This is a genomic window from Streptomyces marianii (assembly GCF_005795905.1).
GTDB classification, from domain to species: domain Bacteria; phylum Actinomycetota; class Actinomycetes; order Streptomycetales; family Streptomycetaceae; genus Streptomyces; species Streptomyces marianii.
In genome coordinates, this window is record NZ_VAWE01000004.1 from 52,815 (window position 1) to 64,379 (window position 11,565).

11 protein-coding genes are annotated in these 11,565 nt (G+C 68.9%); all 11 read left to right on the top strand.

The genetic code is table 11. From position 1 onward, the window contains the following. Positions 1 to 45: 45 nt before the first annotated feature. Positions 46 to 321, top strand: a complete 276-nt coding sequence (locus FEF34_RS40365; protein WP_138058437.1) for a hypothetical protein — start codon at positions 46 to 48, stop codon at positions 319 to 321. Beyond that, complete coding sequence (locus FEF34_RS40370; RefSeq protein ID WP_138058438.1) at positions 321 to 890, top strand: hypothetical protein; 570 nt, start codon at positions 321 to 323, stop codon at positions 888 to 890. The genes FEF34_RS40365 and FEF34_RS40370 overlap by 1 nt, the downstream gene beginning before the upstream one ends. Next, positions 887 to 3,442 (top strand): ATP-binding protein, encoded by a 2,556-nt coding sequence (locus FEF34_RS40375; protein ID WP_138058440.1) that lies wholly within the window; start codon positions 887 to 889, stop codon positions 3,440 to 3,442. Before FEF34_RS40370 ends, FEF34_RS40375 begins: the two co-directional genes overlap by 4 nt. Beyond that, positions 3,439 to 4,068 (top strand): hypothetical protein, encoded by a 630-nt coding sequence (locus tag FEF34_RS40380; RefSeq protein ID WP_138058442.1) that lies wholly within the window; start codon positions 3,439 to 3,441, stop codon positions 4,066 to 4,068. The genes FEF34_RS40375 and FEF34_RS40380 overlap by 4 nt, the downstream gene beginning before the upstream one ends. Positions 4,069 to 4,109: 41 nt before the next feature. Further along, on the top strand, positions 4,110 to 6,140 hold the full coding sequence (locus tag FEF34_RS41855; RefSeq protein WP_171053414.1) for a hypothetical protein: 2,031 nt from the start codon (positions 4,110 to 4,112) through the stop codon (positions 6,138 to 6,140). A 3-nt stretch (positions 6,141 to 6,143) separates the two neighbouring features. Next, positions 6,144 to 6,926, top strand: a complete 783-nt coding sequence (locus tag FEF34_RS40390) for a hypothetical protein (protein WP_138058443.1) — start codon at positions 6,144 to 6,146, stop codon at positions 6,924 to 6,926. Beyond that, positions 6,926 to 8,152: a C40 family peptidase gene (locus FEF34_RS40395; protein ID WP_138058444.1), complete on the top strand. Its 1,227-nt coding sequence runs from the start codon at positions 6,926 to 6,928 to the stop codon at positions 8,150 to 8,152. Before FEF34_RS40390 ends, FEF34_RS40395 begins: the two co-directional genes overlap by 1 nt. Positions 8,153 to 8,162: 10 nt before the next feature. Beyond that, entirely contained in the window at positions 8,163 to 9,089 is a 927-nt protein-coding gene (locus tag FEF34_RS40400) for a hypothetical protein (protein ID WP_138058445.1), read from the top strand. A gap of 413 nt (positions 9,090 to 9,502) precedes the next feature. Further along, a complete protein-coding gene (locus FEF34_RS40405) occupies positions 9,503 to 10,060 on the top strand; it encodes a transposase (protein ID WP_138058446.1) in 558 nt (185 codons plus the stop codon). Next, positions 10,060 to 10,617: a hypothetical protein gene (locus FEF34_RS40410; protein WP_138058448.1), complete on the top strand. Its 558-nt coding sequence runs from the start codon at positions 10,060 to 10,062 to the stop codon at positions 10,615 to 10,617. The genes FEF34_RS40405 and FEF34_RS40410 overlap by 1 nt, the downstream gene beginning before the upstream one ends. 17 nt (positions 10,618 to 10,634) lie before the next feature. Further along, entirely contained in the window at positions 10,635 to 10,925 is a 291-nt protein-coding gene (locus FEF34_RS40415; protein ID WP_138058449.1) for a hypothetical protein, read from the top strand. Positions 10,926 to 11,565 lie beyond the last annotated feature (640 nt).

Consider the following 11,565-nt stretch of genomic DNA (forward strand, 5'->3'; position numbering starts at 1 on the left):
TAAACCATGAGCATCCGTCATAACTCCTGGCTAGCCTGCCCATTCATGCACAAGGGGGAACCTGTGGAACCGCACCGCCTCGTTGAACTCGCCGCACTCACCACCGGGGCGGAGCTCAAAGACTGGATTCTGATCGTCGTCGGGAACCTCTTCGCTGCGTTCCTCGCGATCAGGGCGCTTGGGCACTTCCTCAAAAAGGAGTGGGGCGAAATGATCACGCTCGCCGTGGCCGCCGTGTTCGTCGGCGCCATCATCTGGGCCCCGGATACGGTCCAAACCTTCCTGGAAGACGTCTGGGGCAAGGTCTCGGGGTCCGCCTGATGCGCCTCGGACACACCTACACCCGCAGTTTCGACCTGGAGACCAAGCAACACGAGTTGCTCGGGATGGACCTGGGAGAAGGGGCGCCGCGCCGCGCCCTCGTCCTGGGTCTTTCGCTCTACGCGCTGTGGACCGGAACCCTGTTGCTCCTGTTCGGCCTGCCCAGCAAGATCACATTCACGCTCTACTTCCTGCCCCCGCTGATCACCACCGTCTACGGCACGCAGCGGTCACGGATAGTCGAGCGCCGATGGAACATCACCCGATGGAGCATCGGCATCCGGTACCTCGTCCTCGGCCACCGTCCGATCATCTGCGGCGGACGCCGCGCGGCCACCCGAGCCGAGTGGATCAGCCGCCGCGCCCGCTGGTCCCGTAAGGCCGAGATCCTCGCCGAGTCGCCGCTCGGGCCTCTCGTCGAGCGATGGCTCGGCGCCGAGGAGTCCGTCCCGACCGGTGCCGGCGCCCCGATCCGACTCGCCGCGCGCCCGCGCCTGTACGGCCCGGATGCCGTGGTCAAGGCGTACGGCCGCAAAGCAATGAAGCAGCACAGGGGGAAGTCGTCGTGAAGGTGCTACAGAGGCTTGGAACGTTTCTCGGTGTGGGCGGTGACCGCTCGGCGATGCCGCCGCAGTACGTCGCCCTCGCCGACGGTCTCGTGATCACGGAGAGCCACACAGAGGCGTGGTACGTCCTCGCCTCCTCGAACACCGACCTGATGAGTGAGACCGCGCGGGACGGCGAGCTCGACGCCGCGAACTCCGCCCTCGCCCGGACCCTCGCCGGGCATGACTGCCAACTGCGGGTGCTGTGGTCCCCGCTGCACGCAGCCGACTACGCCGCCGAGGCCGCCGAGATGTTCACCGCGGGGGACTGGCAGGAGTGGGCACAGATCCGCGTCGGCCGCCTCGAACAGATCGCCTTGCCCTCGCGTCACCTCCTCCTCGGCGTACGGCTGACCGAGCGCGCCGGGCAGGCGCAGAAGCTCAGCCGCCGGGGCGTCGAGGGCGGCCTCGGCCTCAGCTCCTCGACCGTGGGTTCCCGCGAACTGACCCGTCTCGATGCCCAGATGCGCCGCCTCGGTCGACGGCTGGAGTCCTCCCCGTGGAAGGCGCAGCCCGCTTCCGTCGAGATGCTCGCATGGATGATCAACCGCGAGCAGCACCGGGCCGCGCCGCTCCCGGCCGCCAGTGCCGGCGTCATCACGGGCGCCAAGCTCGCCGCCCTCACCCGGGGCCGCATCCTGCCCCACCCCGACCACCTGCGGGTGGTCGACGCCCACGGCGACGTGGCGGCCTGGGTGTCCGTGCTGACGATGTCCGGGTTCCCCGAACAGATGGAATCCCCGGGCAACGGCGAGTGGTTGCGAGTGCTCTCCGAGATCAACTACGTGCCCGACGTGGACGAGGACAGTCTCGACCCCGACCTCGACCCGGCCGCACTCATCCAACCCGTCTCACCCGAGGCGTCCGTCCGGTTCCGCGTCATGCCGAAGCGCGACGCGCTCAAAAAGGTGGACGAGGCCCGCCGGTTGGCCAAGGAACAGCGCCGGAGCGCCGCCAGGGCGTCCGCCGAGGACCCCGGCCGGGACATCGAGGAGACGGAAGACGTCATGGCCGAGCTCACCCGCGACATGCGGCGTGAGGACGTGACCCTCGTCGAGGATCACCCGCGGCTGATCGTGACGAGCGAGACGTCCCTCGAAGACCTCCGGGCCCGCGTCGATGCCGTGATCACGCACTATGGCGGCCTCGGTATCGAGGTCAACGTCGGCGAGGAGGAACAGCGCGAGCTCTGGCTCGAAATGCAGCCGGGCGACCAACTGCGCGTGCCTGACCTCGGCCACACCCGGGACGTCACCGCCCTGTCGGGCTCCTGGTGGTGGGGCGGCGCCAAGGTCGGCGATGATCACGGCCCGATCGTCGGGTACCTCACGGGCAGCACGCCCGGGGTGTTTCGCAACGACGTGACCGCGGGCAGCGACCGGGGCGACGCGACGACGACGGCGTTCGTCGGCCGGTCCGGACGAGGCAAGACCACGGCCATGATGTTGAGCCTCCTCGATGCCGGGTTCCGCGGCTCGTACGCCCTGGCGCTCGACTTCAAAGGCGACCTCGGCGGCCTCGTCACCGCAGCCCGCCGCTACGGCCTGAACGCGCACCTGATCGAGACCGGCCCGCGTTTCGCGGGAGCCTGTGACCTGTTCACCCTCCTGGCGTCCGAGGGTGTCGACGTCGCCCGCGGCGAAGTGCCGGCGCAGCTCTCCATTGCCATCCCCGAGTGGCTCCGGGAGGCGGGCGCCGAGACCCCGATCACCCGCGCCGTGAACGAGGTCATCGCCCAGGGCGAGCCCGCCACGTGGAAGGTGATCGAGCACCTGCGGACCATGGACGACGAGCTCGGCCGCAAGGCGGGCGATGCCCTCTATGAGCTGTCGCAGAACGCCTTGGGCGCCCCGTTCATGGGCCGCCCGACCGGCGCCGGATCGCCGATCTCCCCGGAACCGGGGATCTTCGTCGTGCAGATGCCCGGCCTCTCCCTGCCGCAGCCCGAGGAGTCCCGCCGCGACTGGACGCCCATGAAACGCCTGTCCGTGGCGCTCATGCACTCGATGTTGGCGTTCGGTATCACCACGGCGGGCCGCCGAGACCTGCGCGGCCTGCGCAAGGTCGTTGCCGTCCCGGAGGTCCACGTCCTCACCGCGACGCGGGAAGGATCGAGCTTCCTCCAGTACGTCGCCCGAGTGGGGAGGGCCCTCGCGACGTCGCTCCTGTTGGACACGCAGGACCCCGAGTCGCTCGTGTCAATGGTCGGCGTCCTTGAACAGCTCACCACCGTGGCCGGGTTCCAGTTGACGACCCGCGAGCAACAGAACGCGTTGGCCGAGCTCCTCAGCCTGCCCAAGGACGCCCACACCCGGGCCCTGATTCAGTCCGTCGGTCTCCTGCCCGATGGGGAGATCCGCCACGGTCACAGCGTGATCCGTGACCGCCGTTTCGCCTGCGCCACCGTCCAGTGGGACGTACCGAGCGCCGAACTCTTGACCCTCCTCGACACCTCGCCCAAGGCGGCCCAGCAGACGGCCGACGACCACGTGAGCATGGAAAAGGTGGACGCATGATGCGCAGGACGACGGCCGCCGTGATGACCGCCGGCATCCTCGCCCTCGCCGGGTGCTCCTCGTCCGGAGACGACGACGGGAACAAGGGCAGCGACCCCAGCAGCAGCCAGGCCGCCGCCGATGACGCCCTGTTGAAGGTGGCCAAGGACTACCAGGAGGCCGCCAACCGCCTTGACTGGAAGGCCGCTTGCGGCCTGAGCACGGACCGGCTCCGTGACGGCACGGTCGAGGAGTGCGCCGACCGGAACACCCCGGACGACCCCGCGACCGACCCGGCCGAGGAGTCGAGCAGTCCCTCGCCGTCGGTCTCGCCGCCGACGTACGCCGACGGCTCGACGCCCGCACCGATCGAGTCCAGCACGCCCACCGGACCCGACCGCGCCGACACCGGCCCCGTCTCGGCCTCGGACGTCGTCAAGGTCTCCGCGGTCGACGACCACCCGGCCGGGTACGGCGTACTGATCACCTACACCGTGAAGTGGCCCGACAAGGCCGCCACCACCAAGCGCCGCGCGCTGCGCCTGGTCGAAGAGGGCGGGTCCTGGCTCGTCGACCAACACGAGGACGTACAAGCGGGCGACACGGGCAACGGTTCACCGGTCCGCGCCGCCCTGTCGGGGGGATAAGAGTGCTGGTCTACTACTACAAGTTGCCGCGGATAAGGACCGTGGCGATTCCCTTCCTGTTCGCGTTCACCACGTTGATGGTGTTCGCCGGACAGGCGCACGCCGCCGATATCGACCCCACCGGAATCGGCGACCTCATGCCCTCGCCAGATTCCAAGGTGCCCGAAGGTGAGGGCACTCTCTATGAGACGTACCGCAATCCCTCGCTGTGGCAGCTCGATTCGGATTTCGGCAAGTGGGACGTGTTGGACCCGATGGCCGAAGCCATCGCGGATATCTGCATGGGCCTGATCGCCGTACTCGGTACGGCGTGCATCGTGATCGTGCAGTGGATTTTCCAACTGACGAGCATTCCGGCCCTTGAGGACGCCATCACCAACAGCATCGGCGGGGCCGCGAAGGGGCTTACCACGACGCTCCTCCCGAGCGCCCTCGCCGTCGGCGGCCTCGTCGCGTTCGTCCAGCACAAGAAGGGCGGCGGGGGCGGGGGCCTGTCGCAAGTCGCCTGGGTGCTGATCTCCGGAGTGGTGTCCGTCTCCCTCCTGACCAGCCCTCAGACCTGGGTCGGCGGCATCGACAGCGCCCGTCAGGTCGGGTCGAGCATCACCATGAACGCCACATCGCAGGGCCTCGGAGACGGCTCGGGCGACTTCCCGTTCAAGCTCGACCACAAGCCGAAATTCAGCGGCAACGGCCGGGATGACGCGCTCCGGAAATCGTCCGACGCCGTATGGCGCGCATATGTTGCGACCCCGTGGTGTGTCGCTGAATTCGGGAGTTTCGAGGTCTGCGAGAAGTACGGGAAAGACCTCCTCGACCTGGGAACCAACAAGGACAAGCGCAAGGAATGGTTGCAGGACAACGTCACTGACGAGGCCGTCGGCGGCGATTCGGTGAAATGGCGTCAGGGTCACTCACCCGTCGGCCGAATCATGGTCACCATCCCCGCCCTCATCTCCGTCATCCTGTTCGCGGCCTTGATTCTGATGCTCGCCTTCACCTCACTGGCGAGCCTCCTCGGCGCCCTCATGTTGCTACTGACCGGCGTCATCTTCGCGTGCCTCTGGGTGATCCCGGGACGGCCCCGCCAATGGGGACTCGCCTGGTTCGATCAGCTCCTCGCACGCACCCTCGAAAGCCTCATCGCGACGATGGTCCTCGGCGCCGTCCTGTCCTTGCAGGCCGCCACGACGCAGATGTTCGGCGAGTACGGATGGCTCCCCACCAGCGGCCTGAGCATCGCCGCCGCCATCGTCGGGATGAACTTCCGGGCGGTCGTGGCCCAAATCTTCGGCGTCCGCGGCACCACAAGCGGAATGCTCGGGGGCCTCCTCGCCGCAAAGATGCTCAACAGCGGGGGAGGCGGCCGACGTCGAGGCGGGGGCGTCGACCACCAGCCCGTGACCACCCTCCCCGGCCGCCGCCGTCGTCGAGGCGGCGGCGGAGGAGGCGGAGGAGGCGGAGGAGGCGGTGACGACCTGCCGCAGCTCCCCGGCGGGGGAGGCGGCGGCTCGGCCGATGACATCGACGTCGTCCTCACCCGGATTCCGCGGCAACGGCCCCCGGCGCCCGCACCGCTCCCGGGCCCCGGCGGCGGCCCCGCGCTTCCCGCCGGCACTGGCGGCGGCGGCACTGGCGGCGCTACGGCACCCGGCGGCCGGTCCGACGGTCCGGTGATCACCCTCGACCGCGAACGGCCCGACGTCACCGGCAAGGCCCGCGCCACCCTGCCCCCGCAGCCGTCGAGGCCGCGGCCCGCCCTGCCCGGCGGTAAGGACGGGGCGACGTCAGGGGACGCGACGAGCCGCCCGGCCATCGGGTCGGGGTCGGGGACGGGGCCGACACCGGTCATGCGCCCGGAGAACGGCGGGACGCCGAACTACGCCTTCCGGCAGGCGCCGCCGCCGTCCACACCGGGCCGGTCCGAGCCCAAGATCATTCAGGCGACGGTCATCCGTAGCACGCCCAACGGGCCGCCGCCGCGCCCGGCGGGCAGCACACAGCCGCCGCCCCGGGCAACTGCGCCGGCACGCCGCAACGCGGCCCCGGCGCCCAGGAACAACAGGGGGTAGGCCATGGGGAAGAACGAACGGACGCCCGACGAGTGGCGCGAGATCCTCGACTCGTTCGAGTACCCGGAGGAGGTCCGGAAGACCAAGGGGCGCCGAGGACGTCGAGAAGCCAAGCGCGAGCACCGCGAGGCCGTCCGCCGGCGGACAAAGGAATGGGTCCGCGAGGAACGCCGCCGCGACCCGATCCGCCCGGCCGGGGCCCTGATCATCGTTGTGGTGATCCTGGGCCTCGGCCTCGGGGCCCGGTACGTGTGGCCGAGTCTCCTCGGCGGGGACGACAAGGGCGGCAGCGTCACGGCCACGGCGAGCCCCACCCCCGGCGCCCAGGACGACAAGCCCACGGCGGCCGGGACGAGTGCACCCTCGGCGCCGCCGAGTTCGTCCGCGTCCGCGGCCGTCGACCTCGACGACCCGGACCACGTCGCCGAGGAGTTCGTACGGCTCTACCTCACGCGCAACCCGCCCAAGGACGGCGACCACACGGCGAGCGTCCTCCGGGCCGAGCCCTACATGAGGCCCGCCCTCGTCGAGAACCTCGCCGCCCAAGCCGACCAGGCATGGAACAAGCTCGTCAGCCGCGGCGGCATCGCCACCGTGCGCACGGTCAAGGTCGAACCCGCCGGCACCGATCTGCCCGTTGACACCCCCATCCGGGTATGGCGGAAGACCACGGCAAAGATCGACGTCGAGGGATACGAGGACTACAGCGAAACCACGGTTCTACAGGTCGAGTTGACCAACGGCGACGGCACCGGGTGGCGCGTCTCCCGGATTCTGGGGCTGTAGTGGAGGCACGCGACGCCGCCCGTCTCGCGGGCCGTTTCGTCGGCACGGGCGTCAAGGTCAAGGCCGCCGCCATAGCGTCCGTGGTGTTCGTCGTCTTCCTGTTCATCGTCGGCCTCTTCGGCGCCGGCATCGGCGGCAAGGCATACGCCGACTCATGCGGCGACCCCGGAACGCCCAGCGTCGACTACGGCGACGTTGACGTTGACGGCGACGAGCCCACCGCCCAGCAGCCCGACGCCAACCAGCGGAACTACCAGATAGCCAACGCCAAGATCATTGACGGCGTCGCCCAGAACAACGGACTCTCGGGCCGGGCAACGCTCGTCGGCCTGATGACCGCCCTACAGGAGTCCACCCTCCTCAACCTGCCCAACGGCCACGCCGACTCGGTCGGCCTGTTCCAACAGCGAGAGTCGCAGGGGTGGGGAAGCCGCGGCGACATCATGAAACCGAAGTACGCCGCGACCATGTTTTTCATGGGTGCCAAGGACGGAGACCCGCCCGGCCTGACCGACATCAAGGGCTGGGAAAAGATGGGCCTCGGCGAGGCCGCCCAAGCCGTACAGAAGTCCGCACACCCGGAGCTCTACGACGGCGAGGAGGACGCCGCCCGCGAGATCGCCAAGGAGGCGGGCCTCGACCTCGACCGCCCCGCCAAGGATGCCGGCGCCAACGAGGACCAGGACCAGGGCGACGACACCGCCACCGATGGCGGCGACGGGGACGACTCCGCTATCGAGTGCTACCCCGAGGACGACAACAACGGCACCGGCAAGCCCGGCAAGCCCGGTGCGGCCTTCCACGACGGTGATGCGCCGTGGCCCTCGTCCGTCAAGAACCCCCGCAGCACCGAGGCCGCCATCGCATGGGCCGAGAGCGAGGCCCAGACCGGCGGCCGGGACTGGTATCGCGCCTGCCTCGCGTTCGTTGCCCGTGCGTACGGCTGGAGTTTCTCCGGAGTGCCGTACGCCATCGACCACTACCGCGAGATGCCAGCCAGCATGAAACACGACAAGGACAGGAATCCCCCGCCGGGTGCCCTGATGTATTGGGAAACGGGAGGCCGAGCGGGCCACGTTGCCGTGTATCTCGGAGACGGGAAAATCGCGAGCAATGACATTCTCCGCCCTGGTTACATTGACGTCGTACCGGCAACCGACATTGAAAGCAAATGGGGGGCTACCTATGTCGGATGGGCACCGCCGTACTTCCCCAAGGGTGGATAGGTAGACCGCAATGACAATCACTGACCCTGACCAGGTTCCCGCAACTCCCGTCTACACCATCACGGTGAGCTCGACCGGCGCCGCCGCAGTCGACGGGGAGGAAGTCACCGCGCCCGGCCTCGCCCCCAACGCGGCCCGCGTCGCCGCGCTCGCCGAGGTCCGGATCAAGGCCGCCTTTCATGGCCGCCCCGTCCGCGTCATCGCCAAGGAATCCGACGGGGCCGCATGGCCCCTGATCGTGGCCGTAGACGGCACCGTGACGACGCTCGACCACCCGCACCCCACACCGGCACGCCCACCGGCCCCCGCGCCCGTACAGGCGCCCCCAGCGCCCCCAAGCACCCCGCCCGCGGGTGAGTTCACCGTCGCCATTCCGCGGGAGGAGGCCCCGGCGTGGATGGTGGCGGGCACACAGGCCGCCGCCGGCCAGCAGTACGCCGCGCCCGTCCCGGCCGCCGCCGACCCGCACACGCCCGCCTCACCGTGGACCGCCCCGCTACCCCCCGAGTACGGCCCGCTCCTGGCCGAGCTCGTCGCCAACGAAAAGGCCGGCAGGCTCGCCGAGGCCACCGTCGCGGCCGTCAAGCTCGAAGCCGCCCTCACGGGCACGTACGGGCCCCTCGCACCCCCCACCGTCAACGTCATGACCACCCGGGCATGGCTGACGCTGCGACAGGTCGAGGAGTCCGAGGAGTGGGCCGAGACGACGGAGCTCCTGTTCCAGACGGCGCAGCACCGCCGGGAAGCCCAGGCCCCCGAGGAGGACACCGGGCAACTGATCCGCAACGCGCACGCCGTATGGATCAGGCTCGCTCTGGACGATCCCGAGTACGCCCGCGAGACGGCCGAGCCGGTGCTCGCCCTCCTCGGGGACCATCCCGACAACGCACGCCGCGTAAGCGCGATGTTCAGCCTCCTCGGGGGCGCAGCGGCGTAGCAGGGCACCGCCACAAGCGCACACACGAGATCCCCCTCCCGACCCATCGGGAGGGGGATCTCGTGCTTTCCGGGCCGGGGCGCACCAGGGCGCAGCAAGGCGCAGCGCAGCCCTGAAAGGCCCTCACGGGCCCTTATTTCCGGGGCGTGGCCCAGGGTGCCACACGGCACGCCGCGCACCGCCCTGCGGGCCCTGGCGGGCCCCCCGGGCGAATCGCCGGGCGCCTTCGGCGCGTTCACCGGCGATTCGGTCCCGCTTCGCGGGACCGCCCTTTTGCCTGCGCCTTCGGCGCGCACCGGCAAAAGGGTTTTCGGCCCTGCGCCTTCGGCGCGCACCGGGCCGAAAAGTACGCGCCGCGCCGTGCGGCCTCCTGGGTCACGCCCCGGAAGCACACACGAAAGGCGCTTACTTCCGTGACCCCAATTTCCTGCCCGCAGTGCGGCGGCCTCTCGGCCTACCGCATTCGGCCCGACGGCCTGTTTGGTTGCCCCGAATGCGGTGACCTCCTCGACCGTCGCGACATCGACCTCGACGGCTCCGACGTCTGGGGAGTCGACGACGACGGCACGCTGTGCATCGTCACCGACCCCGGGCACTCCCTTGAATGCCTCATGCAGGCCGTAGAGGAATACCTCACCGCCGACGAGTGCCCCAACGCCGAATACGCCCGACGCTCCGCCATCAGGAGCATTCGGGAGTTCCTCGGCGACTACGCCGAAGCGCGCCGTATCGGAATCCAGAAGCCCGAGATCGGCTACACCCGGGAAAAGGTCAGCGTCGCCATGAACGAGGGCGCCGACATGATCCTCGGAGAAATCAGCCTCGGCGAGCCGGAAGAGGACGCGATCAACCTCGTCGTGAACGCTGCAATGACGCGTCTCGAAAACCCCTGCGCCACGTTCGAGGAAATGGCCGCAGAGCAGTACAGCGAGAGTGCCGACGAAATCCGTTCGTGGTGGGGGTGGAGCTAATGAGCACCATGGAAATTCCGAGCTACGTCCTCGGTTCCGCAGACCAGGAATGCCGTTACCCCGTCCTCGTCGACGGCCAGACCATCGGACGCATTTACCGGTGGCACGGCGCATGGTTCGCCATTCCCGCCGGAAAGACGGACGAAATCCGAGTCGGCGCGGGAAGCACCGGCAGCGTAGCCGCCGCTCAATTCCTCGCCCAGGAATTCGACGCGGGCCGAATCACCCCGCAGCAGCACACCGACAGCAGCGCCGAGACCCGCGCATTCGTCGGCCCCGTGCCGCTCCTTCACCCGCGAATGCCCGCCACGCCCCGGAACATCGAGGGCGCGCACAAGGCCATGGCTGGACTGACGGAATTCCTTTGGACCCCCCTCGGCGGCTACCCCGGCGCCGATAACCCGTGGTTCCTGCGGTGCCAGCTCTGCGGGTGGGAGGGCCCCCGCTACTGGTCCCACTTGCGAGGGCGCAACGGAAACCCGCCCTCGACCTTCCGGCACCCCGAATGCCTCGACGCGGAAAAGGTCCGCGCCGCAATCACCGCGTACGAGAAGTGAGAGAGAGGGAAAAGGAAGTGACGGACCTTTACGCGGACGGCGCCGCCGAGGCAAACAGGACCCGCGCCCACTGGGCGGTTACCGCCCTGGAAGCGTTCGGGGAGACGACGGGGCAAAACTACCTCGACGGTTCCCTCGACGTGGACGGCGATGTTCTCAGGGAGTTGGGCGGTGACCTCCTCGCCGACATGTTCCATCTCGCCCGGCTGAACGGGTTCGCCCCCGAACTCATCATCGACGCGGGGCGAATGCACTTCGAGGCGGAAGTCGACGAGGAGCAGGCCGAGGAGAACGAGGCGACGGACTGAACGGAACGGCCTAGGTAACGACTAGGCAACAGAAAAAGGGTGGCGGGTGAATCGCCACCCTTTTTCCATGCCCAAAATGCGCGGGCAATCGACAGCCCTACGGGCTGGGCCGCCTCTATGTGGCCTCCGGCCACGGGCGGCCTGGTCCCGCTTCGCGGGCCCGAAAGGAAACCCGCCCCCCTAAGTGGCCTTCGGCCACGGGGCGGGAAAGACCCGGCCCTATCGGGCCGCCGCTATCGCGGTGGGCCCCTCTAAGGCGCTTCGCGCCGGGGCCCGCCCCTGCGGGGCAAAGGAAAACGGCCTACGGCCGTTTGGAAAAAGCGGGCCGAGGTATTCTTATAAAGCCCGAAAATTACTCAGAAAAGACACCCGATAAAGTGGCGACCACCGAACTTGACAAAGAATTGCATTGCCCCTACGTTGGGAACCACAAAAGAAAAGGGAACGGGAGATATGCAGGAAATGGGAACTCAGTTCGAGGGAAACGGAACCGACGAGGCCGACCCTCCCCCTCCTAGCCAGCCTAGCCGCGAAGCGGCAAAACCCCAGGTCAGAGCCCGCGAAGCGGGCCGCTCAGCCCCACCGCCGCCGTGAAACGGCGGCTCGGCTCCGCGAAGCGGAGCCCTCGACGGCGTGAAAC